Origin of the sequence: Nocardia acidivorans NBRC 108247, assembly GCF_001625085.1 — a bacterium.
GTDB classification, from domain to species: Bacteria; Actinomycetota; Actinomycetes; order Mycobacteriales; family Mycobacteriaceae; genus Nocardia; species Nocardia acidivorans.
This window is the reverse complement of sequence record NZ_BDAW01000040.1, coordinates 25,431-42,795: the sequence shown is the minus strand read 5'-3', so window position 1 is coordinate 42,795 and position 17,365 is coordinate 25,431. Positions and strand designations below refer to the sequence as shown.

Here is a 17,365-nt window from a genome sequence, read left to right as displayed (position 1 = left end):
CCCCTCGGGAGGACTCATGCCTGCCAAGCCCTCGAATGCCGAACCCCGGTCGCAAGATTCAGCCCCGGTCGACCAGCAGCTGTCCCGCCGTGAACGCCGCGGCAAGGGTAAGAAGCAGCAACCGCTACCGGGCGTACGCAATCCCGGCCGCGTCTCGGTGCCCGCCACAAAACATATGAATTACCGTCGCGGATAACACGATTCGACCCGGTGACCGTCGCATGTCGCGACGGCCACCGGGTCTGCGTTACTCAAGCCAGCCAGGTGCGCTGTTCGGCGGCGGTCGAGCGGACCTCTTCGAGCTGTTTGGCGACCTGGACGCCGGCGGTGCCGCCCCGGGCGTTGCGGGAGGCGATGGAGCCTGCGACGGTGAGGACCTCGCGGACCTGCGGGGTCAAGGCCGGGTCGACGGCGGCGAATTCGGCATCGGTGAGTTCGTCCAGGCCGACGCCGCGGGCCTCGGCGGCGCGCACGCAGCCGCCGGCCGCCTCGTGTGCGACACGGAACGGAACACCCTGGCGGACAAGCCATTCGGCGATATCGGTAGCGAGCGTGAAGCCGGCCGGGGCCAGCTCGGCCATACGGTCGGTGTGGAAGGTCAGAGTGGAGACCAGGCCCGCGATGGCCGGGAGCAGCAGCTCGAGCTGGGCCACCGAATCGAAGACCGGTTCCTTGTCCTCTTGCAGGTCGCGGTTGTACGCCAGGGGCTGCGCCTTGAGGGTGGCGAGCAGGCCGGTGAGGTTGCCGATCAGGCGACCGGCCTTGCCGCGCGTCAGTTCCGAGACGTCCGGGTTCTTCTTCTGCGGCATGATCGAGGAGCCGGTGGACCAGGCATCGGCCAGGGTGATGTAACCGAATTCCGGTGTGCTCCAGATGATCACCTCCTCCGCCATGCGGGAGAGGTCGACCGCGGTCATGGCCAGCACGAACGCCGCCTCGGCGGCGAAATCGCGCGAGGAGGTGGCGTCGATCGAATTGGCCGCCGCCGCATCGAAATTCAGGTCGGCGGCAATCGCCTCCGGATCCAGGCCCAGCGAGGAACCCGCGAGTGCTCCCGAACCGTACGGGGAAATGGCGGCGCGCCTGTCCCAATCGCGCAGGCGGTCGATATCGCGCAGCAGCGGATGCGCGTGGGCGAGCAGATGATGCGCGAGCAGCACCGGCTGCGCGGCCTGCAAATGCGTTTTGCCGGGCATGACGGCATCGGGATGCGCCGCGGCCTGGGCGACGAGGGCATCGACCACATCCAGCACACCCGCGGCGACGCGGCGCACACCATCGCGCAGCCACATCCGGAACAGGGTGGCCACCTGGTCATTACGGGAACGACCGGCGCGCAGGCGACCGCCGAGTTCGGTGCCGACGCGCTCGATCAGACCGCGTTCGAGCGCACCGTGCACGTCCTCGTCGGAATCGGCGGGACCGTATGCGCCCGAGGCCACATCGGCGGCGAGCTGATCGAGTCCGGTGAGCATGGCCTCGAGATCACTCGCCGAAAGCAGTCCGGCCTTGTGCAGCACGCGCGCATGGGCTTTCGAGGCGCGGATGTCGTAGGGCGCGAGCACCCAGTCGAAGTGGGTCGACTTGCTCAGCGCGGCCATCGCCGCGGCCGGGCCGGAGGCGAATCGTCCGCCCCACAGCGCGCCCTCGTTCGTGCTGCCGCCCTCGGTCATAGCGTGTCGTCTCCTCGCGGTCGTATCGCGGTCATCAGAATGTGTGTGCTCATATCGGGCAGTGCCGCCCCGAGAACGGTACGGCCGCGGTCTTGCAGCAGGGCGACCGGATCGCCCTCGCGAACCAGCCAGCCGCGCATGGCGAACCAGGTGCGCGGGTCGGTGCGACCCTCCCACGGATACCAGAGCTGCTCCAGGTCGACGCGGATTCCGTTCTTGGCCAGCGCTTCCGCGCGACGCTTGCGGAAATCGTCGGAGAGCGCGCGTTCGCCGGGGCCGATATTCAGCGCCATCCGACTGCCGGGGGCGCTGAGTTCGGCGACATGGTCGAGCAGTCGGTCCTGGGCGTCGCCGGGGAGGTAGCGGAGCAGGCCCTCGGCGAGCCAGGCGGTCGGCTCGGCTGGATCGAAACCCTTGTCCAGCAGGGCTTTCGGCCAGTCCTGACGCAGGTCGATCGGCACCTCGCGACGATCGGCGGCCGGGGTGTCCTGCGCGAGCGCTTTCGCCTTGAACTCCAGCACTTTCGGCTGATCGAGTTCGAAAACCACACTGCCGGAAGGCCATTGCATGCGATAGGCGCGGGCATCCAGGCCCGAGGCCAGGATGACGAACTGGCGCACGCCCACGTCCATCGCATCGGCGAAGTACTTGTCGAAGTAGAGGGTGCGCGCGATCAGGAAGTAGCCCATCACGCCCTGGATGAAGGAGCCGCCCTGCTCGCGCAGATCCTCGCGGGTACCGCGCAGCATGGCGGTCCAGTTCTCCGAGCCGACCGCCTCGACCAGCTTCTCGGCATACGGGTCGCTGAAAAGCGCGTCCGCGCGCCGGGTCTCGTAGGCCCGCATAGCGGCGACGCCGATGGCGGTCGCGCCCACACTCTCGGTGATGTCCCAGCTGTCGTCATCGGTTCGCATGGGCGCCTCCTCGGGCCGGTCGAGTCCCGGTCGCAGGCTACTACTTCTTGCTGAGATCCCGACGCGCCGCGACCTTGGACGACAGGCCGTGGATCTGCACGAAGCCCTTCGCGAGGGACTGGTCGAAGGTGTCGCCCGCGTCGTAGGTGGCCAGGTTGAAGTCGTACAGCGATTCGTCCGAGCGACGGCCGTTCACGACCACGCTGCCGCCGTGCAGCACCATCCGGACATCGCCGGAGACGTGCTGCTGGGTGTCCCGCACGAAGGCGTCCAGCGCGCGCTTGAGCGGGGAGAACCACAGGCCGTCGTAGACCAGCTCGCCCCAGCGCTGCTCGACCTGCCGCTTGTAGCGGCCCAGCTCGCGCTCGATGGTGACCGCTTCCATCTCCTGGTGCGCGGTGATGAGGGCGATCGCGCCCGGGGCCTCGTAGATCTCGCGGCTCTTGATGCCGACGAGCCGGTCCTCGACCATATCGAGGCGGCCCACGCCCTGACGGCCCGCGCGCTTGTTCAGCTCGGTGATGGCCTCGAGCATGCTGACCGGGCGGCCGTCGATGGCGACCGGGATGCCCTTGTCGAAGGTGACGATGAGCTCGTCGGGGGCCTCGAAGTTGACGGTCGGGTCGACGGTGTAGTCGTAGACGTCCTTGGTCGGGGCGTTCCAGAGGTCCTCGAGGAAGCCGGTCTCGACCGCGCGGCCCCACAGGTTCTGGTCGATGGAGAAAGGGGACTTCTTGGAGACGTTGATCGGCAGCTTGTTCTCGGCCGCGAACTCGATGGCCTTCTCGCGGGTCCAGGCGTAGTCGCGGACCGGGGCGATGACCTTCAGATCGGGGGCGAGCGCGCCGATGCCGACCTCGAACCGCACCTGATCGTTGCCCTTGCCGGTGCAGCCGTGCGAAACCGTATCCGCGCCATGGTATTCGGCGGCCTCGACCAGATGCTTGACGATCAGCGGCCGGGAGATCGCGGAGACCAGCGGGTAGCGGCCCATGTACAGCGCGTTGGACTGAATGGTCGGCAGGCAGTACTCATTGGCGAACTCATCGCGCGCATCCACCACGATCGACTCGACCGCACCGCAGTCGAGCGCGCGCTGGCGCACATCGTTCATGTCCTCGCCGCCCTGACCCAGGTCGATCGCCACCGCGACCACCTCGGCCCCGGTCTCCTTGGCGATCCAGCTGATCGCGACCGATGTGTCCAGCCCGCCGGAGTAGGCGAGTACGACGCGCTTGGTCATAGTCCGTGTGCTCCTCGATTAGATACGTGTAGGTCGGTTCCCCCGGCGTCCTACAAATGATTATGCACGATGATGCAATCCCATTCATAACTGGGGGTGGGGAATCATATTCGCGATGGCCCGGGTTCCGGCCGCCGTTCTCGGGTGCCTGCTCGAGAACCCCGGTGCGATGCGCCAGACCGAGATCGCGGACGCGATCCATGCCACGCGGGCGAGGGTCTCCCAGATCCTCGCCGACACCGACCGCGCCGGGCCGACCGTGCGCACGCCCGCCGGGTGGCAGGTCACCGATCCGGCCGAGGTGTTCGACCTGTGCGCTCGGCAACCGCTGCGACCGCTTCCGACGACCGGGTGGTACGGACTGGAATCCGGTCTGCGACAGGTCGAAGCAACCATCGACGCCGCGTCCCGAGCCGGGGCCGAGTATCGACCGACCGCCGATTGGGCGGCGGATCTACTCGCGCCGTGGCGCATTCCACGGCTGGTCGTCGTCCACACCGACAGGCGACTGGATCTCGATGCCGCCGGATTCGTCATCCATCCAGCAACCAATCCCGTCCCTGGAACTTCGCACCCCGACACACCGACGCCCGCACAAACACGGCCGATATCGGCTCGTCGGATCCAGCCCCCCATCGGGTGGGCCGAGCCCATCGCGCGATCAGGCGAGGTGTTCTATTTTGGCGGCCAACTCGGCGCCGGTGACGGGTTCGCGGGCTATGACGGCGATGGTGTCGTCGCCGGCTATGGTGCCGACTATTTCGGGGAGGGCGGCGCGGTCGAGGGCGCTGGCGAGGAAGTGGGCGGCGCCGGGTGGGGTGCGCAGGACCGCTATGTTGCCGCTGGCGTCGGTGGAGACCAGGAGGTCGCCCAGGAGTTTCGAGAGGCGTTCGGTACCGCCGGTGACCCCTCGGACGGGGCTGCCGTCTTCGGGGACCACGTAGACTCCGGCGCCGCCGTCGGCGGCGCGGAGTTTCACCGCACCGAGTTCATCGAGGTCGCGCGAGAGGGTGGCCTGGGTGGTGTCGATGCCCTCACCGGAGAGCAGGGCGGCCAATTCGGATTGGCTGCGAACCTCGTGCTGGGAGAGGATGGCCACGATTCTGGCTTGGCGACCGGCCCGGGTGCGGGCTATGGCCGCACCCGATTTCCCGGAAACCGTTGCGGGAGTGCGGCGGTCGCCGCTGGTCACGCCGCACCCCGGTCGTGTTGGCGCAGCAGCCAGACCAGCAGCGCCTTCTGGGCGTGCAGACGGTTCTCGGCCTCGTCCCAGACCGCGCTGTGCGGGCCGTCGATGACCTCGTCGGTGACCTCCTCACCGCGGTGGGCCGGAAGGCAGTGCAGGACGGTCACATCCGACGCCGCGCGGGCGAGCAGGTCCGCGTTGACCTGGAAGGGACGGAAGGGGGCGACGCGGTCGCGACCGTCACCCTCCTGGCCCATGGACATCCAGGTGTCGGTCACCAGGGCGTCCGCGCCTTCGGCCGCGGCCTGCGGATCATCGGTGAGGGTGATCTTGGCGCCGGTTTCGGCGGCGCGCTTGTGGGCCAGATCCACGATCCAGCCCAGCGGCTCGAAACCCGCGGGGGCGGCGATGGTTACGTTCAGGCCCGCCGTCACCCCGCCCAGCAGCAGCGAGTGCGACATATTGTTCGCACCGTCGCCGAGGTAGGCGAGGGTGCGACCGGTCAGATCGCCCTTGCGCTCCCGCAGGGTCTGCAGGTCGGCCAGGACCTGACAGGGATGGAATTCGTTGGAGAGCGCGTTAACCACGGGAACGGTTGCGGCCCCGGCCATTTCGTCCAGACGTTGCTGGCCGAAGGTGCGCCAGACAATGGCGTCCACATAGCGCGAGAGCACGCGCCCGGTATCGGCGAGGGTCTCCTCGCGACCCAGCTGGGTGTCCCGCCCGTCGACCACGACGGCATGGCCGCCGAGCTGGGCGATGCCCATTTCGAAGGAGAAGCGGGTGCGGGTCGAGTTCTTCTCGAACATGACCGCCACCCCGCGTGGCCCGTCCAGCGGCCGCAGCGACAGCGGTGCCTTCTTGAGATCCGCTGCGATGGACAGGATTTCGGCCTGTTCGGCGGGGCTCACATCATCATCGCGCAGGAAGTGTCGAACGGTCACTTGGTGTGCTCCTTCTCGGCCCCGGCCTGTGCGGCATCGAGAATGCCGGGCAGGTCGGACAGGAAATTGTCGGCCTGGGTTTCGGTGAGCACCAGCGGCGGAGCCAGCCGGATCACATTGGGCTTGGCGGGATTCACCAGATAACCGGTCTCCCGGGCGGCGGCTTCGACCTGCGCGGAGACATCGGCCGTGAGTTGGATGCCGATGAGCAGACCCGCACCCCGCACATGGTCGACCAGGGGATGATCCAGCGCGTCGATACCGTCGGTGATGATCTTGCCGACCGTCTCGACGTGGGCGAGCAGCCCCTCCTCGTCGATGGTGCGCAGCACCGCCAAAGCCGCTGCGGCACAGACGGGATTACCGCCGAAGGTGGTGCCGTGCATACCCGGCTGCAACAGCTCCGCGGCCGCCCCCTGCGCGAGCACCGCGCCGATGGGCAGTCCACCGCCGAGCCCCTTGGCCAGGGTGATCACATCGGGCACGATCCCCGCCGCCTGATGCGCGTAGAACGCTCCGGTGCGCCCGATCCCGGTCTGCACCTCGTCCAGAATCAACAGTGCGCCATGCTCTTTGGTGATGGCGCGGGCCTGGGCCAGATAGTCGGCGGGCGGCACCACCACACCGCTCTCCCCCATCATGGGTTCGAGGAATACCGCGGCGGTGTCGTCATCGACGGCGGCGGCCAGCGCGGCCGAATCACCGTAGGGCACATGGACGACGCCCGCGGGCATGGGCTCGAACGGCGTGCGCTTGGACCGCTGCCCCGTCAAAGCCAGCGCGCCCATGGTCCGCCCGTGGAACGCCTCTTCACACGCGACGATCTTGGTCTTACCCGTCAACCGCGCCATCTTGAACGCGGCCTCGTTGGCCTCGGTCCCGGAGTTGCAGAAGAACGCCCGGCCGTGCCCGTCCCCGAAGTGCGCGAGCAGCCGCTCGGCCAATTCGATCACCGGTTCGCTCGCATACAGATTGGAGACGTGTCCGAGCGTGCCCAGCTGCTGGGTGACCGCCGCCAGAATCGCCGGATGCGCGTGCCCGAGGCTGTTGACCGCGATACCGCCGAGGAAGTCGAGATAGCGCTTGCCGTCGGCGTCGTAGACGACCGCGCCCGCACCGCGCACCAGCGCCACCTTGGGGGTGCCGTAATTGTTCATCAGCGCGGAGTTCCACCGTTGCTGCAGGTCGGCTGTGCTCATGACTCCACTCCGTTCGAACTCTCGGCGGGGGTCACCATGGTGCCGATGCCCTCGCCGGTGAACAGCTCCAATAGCACCGAATGCGGTACCCGCCCGTCGATCACGTGCGCGGTGGGCACGCCGCCTTCGACGGCGCGCAGGCAGGCTTCCATCTTGGGGACCATGCCCGCATCCAGGCTCGGCAGCAACTTGGCCAGTTCATCGCCGTCGATGCGCGTGGTCAGCGAGGACCGATCCGGCCAATTCGTGTACAGACCTTCGACATCGGTGAGGATGACGAGTTTCTCCGCGCCGATGCCCTGGGCCAGCGCGGCCGCGGCGGTATCGGCATTGATGTTGTGCACCACGCCGTCCGAGTCGGGGGCGATGGTGGAGACCACCGGAATGCGCCCCGCCGCAATGAGATCCAGCACCGCCTCGGGATTCACCTGGGTGACGTCGCCGACCAGGCCGATATCGGTGGCCGCGCCGTCCACGGTCACGGTGCGCCGGGTGGCGGTGAACAGCCGCGCGTCCTCACCGGAGATGCCGACCGCGTACGGCCCGTGCGCATTGATCAGTCCGACCAGCTCGCGGCCGACCTGCCCGAACAGCACCATGCGCACCACGTCCATCACCTCGGGGGTGGTGACCCGGAAGCCGCCGCGGAATTCCCCTTGCAGACCGAGCCTTTTCAGCATGGCGCTGATCTGCGGGCCGCCGCCGTGCACCACCACCGGATGCACCCCGACGGTGCGCAGGAATGCCATATCGGCGGCGAACGCCCGCTTGAGCTCCTCGTCGATCATGGCATTGCCGCCGTATTTGACCACGACGATCTTGTCCCGGAACTTCTGCAGCCACGGCAGCGCGTCGGCGAGCACATGCGCCTTGTCCAGGGCCGAAAGCTGTTCCCGCGCCGAGCTCATGAGCTGTAGGCCGAATTCTCTTCGACGTATCCGTGCGAGAGATCGGTGGTGCGAATGGTCGCCTCCCCGTCGCCCAGGCCGAGATCGACCAGCACCTGGATATCCGCACCGGAGAGATCGACCTCGCGCGCGCCGGGCGCGCCCATTCCGTTCACGCACACCGGATGCCCGTTGAAGGACACCGAAACCCGGTCCTGCTCCAGCTCGATCGGCGCGATACCGATTGCGGCGAGCACCCGCCCCCAGTTCGGATCCGAACCGAAGAACGCGGTCTTGACCAGGCTGTCCCGCGCCAAGGCCCGCGCGCCGATCAGGGCTTCGTCCGCGCTGACCGCCCCGCGCACGGTGATGTGCACCCGCTTGGTGACGCCCTCGGCATCGCCCATGAGCTGTTCGGACAGATCGTCGCAGACCGCGAAGACGGCGGCGTCGAGCTCGCCCTGACTGGGCGCGACCCCGCTCGCGCCATTGGCGAGCAGCAGCACGGTGTCATTGGTGGAGCAGGAACCGTCCACATCCAGGCGATCGAAGGTGAGCCGGGTGGCCTTGCGCAGCGCCTCGTCCAACTGCGCCGGGGTGGCCACGGCATCGGTGGTGAGCACGATCAGCATGGTGGCCAGCGACGGTGCGAGCATGCCCGCACCCTTGCCCATTCCGCCGACGTTCCACTTGTCCCGGTGGTGGTACGCAACCTCTTTCGGCACCGTATCGGTGGTCATAATGGCCCGCGCGGCCTCGGCCCCGCCCGAGAGCCCGCCGCCCATCTCATGCACGATCTCGGTGACGGCGGGCAGCAGCTTGTCCATGGGCAGCCGGTCGCCGATCAAACCCGTTGAGCAGACCGCGATCTCACCCGCCCCGGTCTCGGTGCCCCAGTTGCTCAGCGCCTTGGCGAGCTCCTCGGCGGTGGCGTGCGTGTCCTGGAATCCGCCCGGACCCGTACAGGCATTGGCCCCACCGGAATTGAGGATGACCGCGCGCAGTCGCCCGGTCTTCAGCACCTGCTGCGACCACAGCACCGGCGCGGCCTTGACCTTGTTGCGGGTGAAGACACCGGCCGCCGAATACTCCGGCCCCTCACTGAAAACCAGTGCCAGATCCGGCTTTCCACTGGCCTTGATCCCCGCGGTGATGCCGGCCGCGCGGAAGCCCAGGGGTGCGGTGACACCCTGGGTCCGAACCAGCTTGCCGTCGATATTCGTCGTCACGGTGCCACTCCTACGGTGGAAAGTCCTGCGGTCTCGTCCAATCCGAGAGCCAGATTCATGGATTGCACCGCCGCTCCGGCGGTGCCTTTGGCAAGGTTGTCGATCGCGCCGATCACAATCAGCAATCCGGCGTCGGCGTCCACGGCCACCTGAAGGGTGACCGCATTGGAGCCCAGCACCGAACCGGTCTGCGGCAGTACGCCTTCGGGCAGCAGGTGCACGAAGGGCTCATCGGCATAGGCTTTTTCGTAGACGGCGCGGGCAGCGGCGGCATCCACCCGCGTCGGGGCCGTGCAGGTGGCCAGAATGCCGCGCGGCAGCGGAGCCAGCACGGGGGTGAAGGACACCGCGACGTCCACTCCGCCGGCGGCTTTCAGGTTCTGCGCGATCTCGGGGGTGTGCCGGTGCGCGCCCGCGATGCTGTACGCGCGCAGCGAGCCCATCACTTCTGAGCCCAGCAGGCCCACATCGAGTTTGCGGCCCGCGCCCGAGGTGCCGCTCACGGCAACCACATTCACCGTCGGTTCGATAATCCCCGCGGCGATGGCCGGTGCCAGCGCGAGGCTCGAGACGGTCGGATAGCAGCCGGGCACCGCGATCCGGGTCGCCCCGCGCAGCAGGTCCCGCTGACCCGGCAGTTCGGGCAGGCCGTACGGCCAGCTGCCCGCGTGGGGCGTGCCGTAGTACTTCTCCCAGGCCGCGCCGTCGGTGAGCCGGAAGTCGGCTCCGCAGTCGATGATGACGGTCGATTCGGGCAGCGCCTTGGCAATGGCCGCGGACTGTCCGTGCGGCAGGCCCAGGAACACCACGTCATGCCCGGCGAGCTCGTCCACGGTGGTCGGTCCGAGCACCCGGTCGGCCAGGGGCAGCAGATGCGGCTGAAGTTCGCCCAGCGGGCTTCCGGCATTGGATCCGGCGGTCAGCGCCCCGATCTCGAGACGCCCGCTTCGATAGGCTGGATGCCCCAGCAGCAGACGCAGGACTTCACCGCCCGCGTACCCACTCGCACCAGCGACCGCGACCCGCACGAGGGGCCCACCAGAGGTATCCGCCATGTGATGATTATGCACGACAGTGCAAGCTCATTCACAGCGGGGTCCGGCGGGCCCCTTGTCCACAAGGGTCGGAAGGCTAGGCGACCAGGGCGAACAGCACCGCGGCGACCGCGAAACCGACCACCGAGAGAATCGTCTCCAGCACCGTCCAGGTCTGCAGCGTCTGCTTGACCGTCATATTGAAGTACTTCGAGATGATCCAGAATCCGCCGTCATTGACGTGGCTCAGAATGATCGAGCCCGCCGCGATGGCCATGGCGATGAGCGCCAGCGAGAACTGCGAGTACCCGTGATCGACCACCAGCGGCGCGACAATGCCGCCCGTGGTGACGATGGCGACCGTCGCCGAACCCTGCGCGATCCGCAGCCCACAGCTGATGATGTACGCCAGCACGATGACGGGAAGCCCTGCGGCGGACATGGTTTCGGCCAGTGCGGAACCGATTCCGGTGGCGGAGATGACCTTTCCGAAGAACGCGCCCGCACCGACGACCAGCAGCAGCATGCCCACCGGGCGCAGCGATTCGGAGGTCAGCGTGCCGAGCTCCTGCACGGTCGAACCGCGGCGGATGCCGAGCACGTAGAACGCGATCAATACGGCGATGAGCAAAGCCACGGCGGGCGTGCCGAGGAAGGTCAGCACCTCCAGGGGCTGTGAATTGGCGATCAGCAGTTGGCTGCCGAAGGTCGCGCCGAGAATCAGGATCAGCGGGATGGCGATAATGCCGCCGATGAGCGCGACCGACGGCGGCCGCTGCACGGCCGCAGCGGTGGTGGCGCCGGGACCGTCGCTCTTGCCCGCGGTGACCTTGTCCGCTTCCTTGTTCGCCTCGGCGACGAGGAATTCCTCGGGTACCTCGACCAGGACACGCTTACCGATCCAGCTGCCCCACACAATGCCCGCGACAATGAAACCCGGTACGCCGCAGATGAATCCGACCAGTATCAGCCAGCCCAGGCTCACTCCCATGAGCCCGCCGAGCGCGACCGGTCCTGGGTGCGGCGGCAGGAACGCGTGCGTCATGGACAGACCGGCGACCATCGGCAGCACGTACCGCACCAGCGATCCGCCACCGCGCTTGGCCGCCACGTAGACCAGCGGCGCGAGCACGAAGATGCCGATATCGAAGAACAGCGGAATGCCGAAGATCAGGCCGAGCAGGCCCATGGCGACCGGCGCGCCCTTATCGCCGAAGATCTTCAGCAGTCGATCGGTGAGCACATCCGCGCCCCCGGATCGTTCCAGAATCGCGCCGAGCACGGTGCCGAGGCCGATGATGACCGCGATATGCCCGAGGATGCCGCCGAAGCCCGTCTCCAGCAGTGACTCACCGGCTTTGAGCGGTGTGCCCACGATCTTGGACACCGGCAGCCCGGCCGCCAGGGCCAGGCCCAAGCTCACCAGCAGCAGTGCGATGAACGGCTCCAGTTTGACGCGAATGATCGTGAACAGCAGGACCGCGATGGCGAGTCCGCAGAGCACCAGCAGTCCTGGTGTGGTGGTGCGCAGCCAGTCGACTGTGGCGCCCATGGTGTACCTCTCAGTTCAGAGATCGAACGAATGATGCCGCGCGCGCGGCGATTTCGGCCCAGCGGCCCGCCGCGACATCGGCGGGAGACACGACATCGGTTCCGGCGGTGACCGCTACCGCGCCCTGGGCGAGGAAGTCGGCGGCATTGCCCGCGTTGACCCCGCCGGAGGGGATCAGCCGCGCCTCGGGGAACGGGCCCCGCAGGTCCTTGAAGTAGCCCGGCCCGAAGACGCGGGCGGGGAAGATCTTGACCGCGGCCGCGCCCAGATCCAGGGCGCGCATGACCTCGGTCGGCGTCAAAGCGCCCATGACGACCGGAATTCCGCGCCGGATCGCCACTTCGGCGACCCCCTCGCGAATGCCGGGCGTGACCAGGAATCGTGCGCCGTTGTCGATGGCGGCGGCGGCCTGATCACCGGTGAGCACGGTGCCCGCGCCCATCACCCCGTACCCGGAGTCGGAGGCCTTGCGCAGCGCGTCCAACACCCCGGGTGTGGTGAAAGTCAGCTCCACGGCCCGGATTCCGGATCCGGCCAGGGCCCGTGCCAGCGCGGCCGGATCGGGAATCTCGGGGGCGCGCACCACGGTGAGCACGCGATCGGCGCGAATGACATCCATGGCGGAGGTCAACGGGTCTCCTTCCGAACGGAATTCATGCGCAGGGCGCGACCGGCGCGGACACCCGTGGGTTTGCCCGCGTCAATGGCGAATTCGCCATTGACCAGGACGTACGGGATACCGCGCGCCTGCTGTTTGGGGTGCTCGAAGGTGGCGGTATCGGCCACCGTGGCCGGATCGAAGAGCACGAGATCGGCGGCATAGCCCGCGCGGATCAGGCCGCGGTCGCGCTGCCGAAGTCGTTGTGCGGGACGGCCGGTGAGGTGGTGCACACACTCCTCGAGGCCGAGTACGCCGAGTTCGCGCGAGTAGTGGCCGAGGTAGCGCGGGAAGGTGCCCCAGGCGCGCGGATGCGGTCGCTCCCCCACCAGCAGGGCATCACTGCCGCCCATATGCCTGGAATGCCGCATGATGGCGCGCACGTTCTCCTCATGGCCGACGTGCTGAAGAATGGTGGTGGCCAACTGATCTCGGGTCAGCAGATCGAAGAACACCTCGACCGGCGGCATATCGCGATCGGCGGCGATCTCGGAGACGGTCCGGCCGACATAGCGGTCCAGGTCGCGGTTGGCGACGCCGCTGATCTGAATGGTCTCCCATTCGACGGTGACGCCGTGGCAGCCGTCCGAACCGTTCTCATTGACATCGGCCACGATGCGCAGCCGGGTCGGCAGATCCGCGATGCGCGCGAGCGCGGCATCGGGTCCACCGGACATGGCCCAACTGGGCAGCAGCGCCGACAGCGTGGTGCTGCCGGGCAGATACGGGTAGGTGTCGAGGCTGATATCGCAGCCATCGGCCAGCGCCGCGTCGACCAGGGCGAGGAATTCCGGTGCGCGGCCGCGGTTCACGCCGAAGTTCATGGTGGCGTGCGTCAGGTGCAGGGCGCAGCCGGTGCGGCGGGACAGCTCGATCATCTCGGCGTATGCCTCGAGCGCGCCCGCACCGTAGGAGCGGGTGTGCGGTGCGTAGAAACCGCCGTGGTCGGCGACCACCTCGCACAGTGCGGCGAGTTCGGAGGTATCCGCGTACATTCCGGGCGTATAGGTGAGCCCACTGGACATGCCGACCGCGCCTTCGGCCAGACCCTGCGCGAGAAGTGTTCGCATACGGTCGATTTCGGCCGGTGTGGCACCGCGCTTGTCACTGCCGACCACCATCAGGCGCAGCGTGCCCTGCGGCACCAGGTACGCGGCATTGGGCGTGATACCCGAGGAATCGAGACGGTCCAGATACTCCGCGACCGTCCGCCAGGAGAAGTCGAGGTCGCCGGGATTGCCGTTCCAGCCCGCGATCTGGCGGCGCACCACCGCGAGCGCGGCCTCGTCGATGGGCGCGTAGGACAGCCCGTCCTGACCGATGACCTCGGTGGTGATGCCCTGGCTCAGCTTGGGGAAATGCCCCGGTTCGGTGAGCAGATGCAGATCCGAATGCGCGTGCATATCGATGAAACCCGGTGCCAGCGTGAGGCTCTCACCCTCGTCGATAATCCGATCGGCCTCGGTCAGCGTGCCGGGTGCGGCGATCTCCGCGATCCGTCCGCCGTCCACCAGCACATCGCCCCGGAATCGGTCCGCACCGGTGCCGTCGACGATGTCGATATCGCGAATCAGTAAGTCGGCCATGCCAGTCCGCTCAGAAGAAGGTGTGCAGGAAGTCGACGATGCGCGGCCGTTCGGCCCCCGCGTCATCGATCACCGGAATCAGCCGCCATTTGTCGAAGGCCGTGCAGGGATGTGAAAGCCCCAGTCGCACCACCGCGCCCACCGGAACCGATTCGGCATCGCCGCCGGTCCAGCGCAGGAAGGCGTGCTGATCATTGAGTTTGGTGACGGTCGCGCCCTCGGGCAGCGGTTTCACCGCCGGTCCCGCAACGAGTTGCGGGACCGGCAGCCCCTCATCGAATGGCAGATCCCGTTTACCCGCGTCGAGCAGCGCCAGGCCGGGCTCGGGCCGGGAGACGCAGCGCGCCCAGCCGTGCATGGCCGAACGCAGTGGGCGGGCATCGCCGGTCAACGACGCACCGCCCGCGGTGAGCGGGGAAATGCCGGAGTAGAAACCGTCATCGTGAATCACATACGCGCCCGAGCGCAGTAGCACCGTGGTCGGAACACCGTGTGCGCCTTGCTCATCGGCCAGTCCGGCCAAGCGCTCCACCACCAGATCGGGATAGGCGCTGCCACCGGCGGTGATGATCGCACGACCTTCGTAGCGGCCCTGCGCGGCCAGTTCCTGGTGCAGGACGCCCATCTCGTCGAGGTAATGCCGGACGGCGGCAAGACCTTCCGGGGTGCGGTCGTGCGCCAGCGCGCCTTCGTAACCGCCGACACCGGCCAGGATCAGCCGATCCGAGGCGTGGATTGCCTCGGCGATCTCATGCGCCTCGGTCAGCGTGCGCGCCCCGGTGCGGCCGTGCGGCCCACCGAGTTCCACCAGGACCGAGAGTCGCACCCCGGCGGGTGCGAACGCCAGGTGCCGCTCCATCTCCCGGACGGTGCCGACGCCGTCGGCCCAGCTGTACAGCTCGAAATCGGGGTCGCGTACCAGTTCATCTGCCGCCCACGCCAATCCGGCCGGGTCGACCAGGGCGTTGGCCAGCATGATGCGGTCCAATCCGAAGGAGCGGCCCACCTGCGCCTGCCATCCCGTGGCGAGGGTGATCCCCCACGATCCGGCCGCCGACTGCTCACCCCACAGCTGCGGCGACATGGTGGTCTTCCCGTGCGGTGCGAGCCGAACCCCCTGCGCGGCGGCCCATTCCGCCATGACGGCGAGATTCGAATCCACGGCCGCGCGATCCACGGTCAGCACCGGGGTCTGCAAGTGGTCCAGATGCGGTGCGGTGGCCAGATACTCGCGCACCGTCAGTCCCCAGGCGGTAGGCGGCAGCGATTTGTGCTCCGCTCCCAGCTTCCGGTCATGCAGTGCTGCGACGACATCGTTGTCGAGGGCCACGACGCTCCTTCCGAATTCCATCCGGCCGGACTATAGCCGAAGGACATTGCATAATCTGCAACGCTTGTTGCGTATTGTGTTTGCCGTGGTTATTCTGCATGCCATGGCCGAAAGCCGCAACCACTCGAAGGAGATTGGTGTGATCCAGGCGACCCGACGCGCGGTCACCATCGGTGAGGGCCTCGCCGTACTCATCGCGCGGCCCGGCCCGCTGGAGGATTCCCCCACCTTCGAACGCGGGGCCGGTGGCGCCGAGGCCAATGTGGCCACCGTGCTCGCACAGCTCGGGGTGCCGACCGCCTGGATCTCCCGGGTCGGCGATGACGGCTTCGGCCGCTATCTGGTGCGGCATCTGGCCGAGCGCGGGGTGGACACCTCCGCCGTCACCATTGATCCCGCACGGCCGACCGGTATGTACGTCAAGGAACGTGGTGGCGGCTCCGCCCGACCGGATGATCTACCCGCCGGGGCGAGTCGAATGCTGTACTACCGCACCGGTTCCGCCGCCAGCGCACTCGGTCCGCGCGATCTCGATATCGCGGCAAGACTCCTGGACACCGCCGATCTTGTGCATTTCACCGGTATCACCCCGGCGCTCTCACCCTCGGCGACCGCGTTCACCGAGGCATTGCTGGCGCGGCCGCGCGGGCGGCGGTTGATCAGCTTCGACCTGAATTTCCGGCCTGCCCTGTGGGAGCGGCGCGCGGAACCCGCCGCGGAAATACTGGCCCGCCATATCCGGCGCAGCGATGTGGTCTTCCTCGGCGCGGACGAGGCCCTCGAGGTCTTCGGCGTCGGCCATGCCGCGCAGCTGCGCGCGCTCTTCCCCGAACCGGAACATCTGATCGTGAAGAACGACAAGCATTCTGTCACCGGATATATCGGCTCGGAACGGCTCGAGGTGCCGGCGCTGCGCCTGACCGTCACCGAGCGGATCGGCGCGGGCGATGCCTTCGCGGGCGGCTATCTCGCCGCCCTGCTCCAGGACCGTCCGCATGAACAGCTGCTGCGCTTCGGCCACCTGTGCGCCGCCGCCGCGCTCACCGGCACCGGTGACGTCGCCGAACTGCCGCCGCTGCACATCCTCGAATCCCGCTCCGCCGCCAGCGTTTCCGAATGGGCGGAATTGAATTACAGCCCGGTGCGGTCCATCCCCGAGAATGTCGGCTCATGAGCCAGAGCCTGCTGCGCGCCCTCACCATCCTCACCCAGCTCGGTGAGGAGCCGAAATCCCTGGACCAGTTGGCCACCCAGCTCGGGGTGCACAAATCCACCGTGCTGCGGCTGTTGCAGACCATGGAGGGCGAACGCTTCGTCACCCATGACGCCGAGCATCGATATCGACTGGGCTCCAAGCTCTTCGAGCTCGCCAATCGCTCCCTGGAGGGGCGTGATGTGCGCACCGCCGCACGACCGCACCTCGCCGCGCTCAATGCCGCGACGGGTCAGACCGTGCACCTGGCCACCTATGAATCGGGTGAGGCGGTGTACATCGACAAACTCGATGCCACGCACAGCGTCCGAATGTATTCGCGCATAGGCCGTCCCGCCGCCCTGCACTGCACGGCCGTGGGCAAGGTGCTGGTTTCCGCACTGCCGCACGAACAATGGCGCAGGGTGGCCGAGGGCATCGAATACAAGGCGTTCACCAACCGCACCATCCGCACTCCCGAGCAGTACCTGGCGGAGCTGGAACTCGTTGCCGCCCAAGGCTATGCCGAGGACCACGAGGAACACGAGAGCTTCATCAACTGCGTGGCCGTCCCGATTCGCGATGGCACCGGCGCGGTCGTGGCCGCACTGTCCATGTCGGTGCCGGACATGCTGCTCGACCACGATCAGGTGCTCGCCATGCTGCCGCGGGTGCGCGCCGCCGCCGATGCCGTCTCCACCGAACTGGGCTGGAGTCCCACCCCCGAGAAATGAAAGG

General features: G+C 67.8%; 15 protein-coding genes. 2 read left to right on the top strand and 13 right to left on the bottom strand.

Annotated elements, in window-relative coordinates; genetic code table 11:
- Positions 1-251 precede the first annotated feature (251 nt).
- The 13 genes from argH to NA10_RS22045 all read right to left on the bottom strand — a co-directional run bounded on the left by argH (position 252) and on the right by NA10_RS22045 (position 15,456).
- Complete coding sequence (gene argH / locus NA10_RS22110) at positions 252-1,673, bottom strand: argininosuccinate lyase (protein WP_067570993.1); 1,422 nt, start codon at positions 1,671-1,673, stop codon at positions 252-254.
- Entirely contained in the window at positions 1,670-2,587 is a 918-nt protein-coding gene (locus NA10_RS22105; RefSeq protein ID WP_067570992.1) for an SAM-dependent methyltransferase, read from the bottom strand. The genes argH and NA10_RS22105 overlap by 4 nt, the downstream gene beginning before the upstream one ends.
- A 40-nt stretch (positions 2,588-2,627) precedes the next feature.
- Positions 2,628-3,830: an argininosuccinate synthase gene (locus NA10_RS22100; protein WP_067570990.1), complete on the bottom strand. Its 1,203-nt coding sequence runs from the start codon at positions 3,828-3,830 to the stop codon at positions 2,628-2,630.
- Between the two features lie 661 nt (positions 3,831-4,491).
- Entirely contained in the window at positions 4,492-5,022 is a 531-nt protein-coding gene (locus tag NA10_RS22090) for an arginine repressor (protein ID WP_067570986.1), read from the bottom strand.
- Entirely contained in the window at positions 5,019-5,960 is a 942-nt protein-coding gene (argF, locus tag NA10_RS22085) for an ornithine carbamoyltransferase (RefSeq protein ID WP_067570985.1), read from the bottom strand. The genes NA10_RS22090 and argF overlap by 4 nt, the downstream gene beginning before the upstream one ends.
- Complete coding sequence (locus NA10_RS22080; RefSeq protein WP_067570983.1) at positions 5,957-7,159, bottom strand: acetylornithine transaminase; 1,203 nt, start codon at positions 7,157-7,159, stop codon at positions 5,957-5,959. The genes argF and NA10_RS22080 overlap by 4 nt, the downstream gene beginning before the upstream one ends.
- Positions 7,156-8,067, bottom strand: a complete 912-nt coding sequence (gene argB, locus NA10_RS22075) for an acetylglutamate kinase (protein WP_067570981.1) — start codon at positions 8,065-8,067, stop codon at positions 7,156-7,158. Before argB ends, NA10_RS22080 begins: the two co-directional genes overlap by 4 nt.
- Entirely contained in the window at positions 8,064-9,275 is a 1,212-nt protein-coding gene (argJ, locus tag NA10_RS22070; protein ID WP_157556672.1) for a bifunctional glutamate N-acetyltransferase/amino-acid acetyltransferase ArgJ, read from the bottom strand. Before argJ ends, argB begins: the two co-directional genes overlap by 4 nt.
- Entirely contained in the window at positions 9,272-10,330 is a 1,059-nt protein-coding gene (gene argC / locus NA10_RS22065) for an N-acetyl-gamma-glutamyl-phosphate reductase (protein ID WP_067571052.1), read from the bottom strand. Before argC ends, argJ begins: the two co-directional genes overlap by 4 nt.
- A 76-nt stretch (positions 10,331-10,406) precedes the next feature.
- Positions 10,407-11,861 carry a GntP family permease gene (locus NA10_RS22060; protein WP_067570977.1) on the bottom strand — a complete coding sequence of 485 codons (1,455 nt, stop codon included), beginning with the start codon at positions 11,859-11,861 and terminating at the stop codon, positions 10,407-10,409.
- Between the two features lie 10 nt (positions 11,862-11,871).
- A complete protein-coding gene (locus tag NA10_RS22055) occupies positions 11,872-12,480 on the bottom strand; it encodes a bifunctional 4-hydroxy-2-oxoglutarate aldolase/2-dehydro-3-deoxy-phosphogluconate aldolase (protein WP_067570975.1) in 609 nt (202 codons plus the stop codon).
- Positions 12,481-12,488: 8 nt separating this feature from the next.
- A complete protein-coding gene (locus tag NA10_RS22050; protein ID WP_067570973.1) occupies positions 12,489-14,105 on the bottom strand; it encodes an N-acyl-D-amino-acid deacylase family protein in 1,617 nt (538 codons plus the stop codon).
- A 10-nt stretch (positions 14,106-14,115) separates the two neighbouring features.
- Complete coding sequence (locus tag NA10_RS22045) at positions 14,116-15,456, bottom strand: type III PLP-dependent enzyme domain-containing protein (RefSeq protein ID WP_067570971.1); 1,341 nt, start codon at positions 15,454-15,456, stop codon at positions 14,116-14,118.
- A 64-nt stretch (positions 15,457-15,520) separates the two neighbouring features.
- Here NA10_RS22045 and NA10_RS22040 point away from each other — a divergent pair, with 64 nt between their 5' ends.
- Together NA10_RS22040 and NA10_RS22035 are read left to right on the top strand one after the other, a co-directional pair.
- Entirely contained in the window at positions 15,521-16,609 is a 1,089-nt protein-coding gene (locus NA10_RS22040) for a sugar kinase (protein ID WP_245677642.1), read from the top strand.
- A complete protein-coding gene (locus NA10_RS22035; protein WP_067570969.1) occupies positions 16,606-17,361 on the top strand; it encodes an IclR family transcriptional regulator in 756 nt (251 codons plus the stop codon). Before NA10_RS22040 ends, NA10_RS22035 begins: the two co-directional genes overlap by 4 nt.
- The last annotated feature ends 4 nt before the right edge of the window (positions 17,362-17,365 follow it).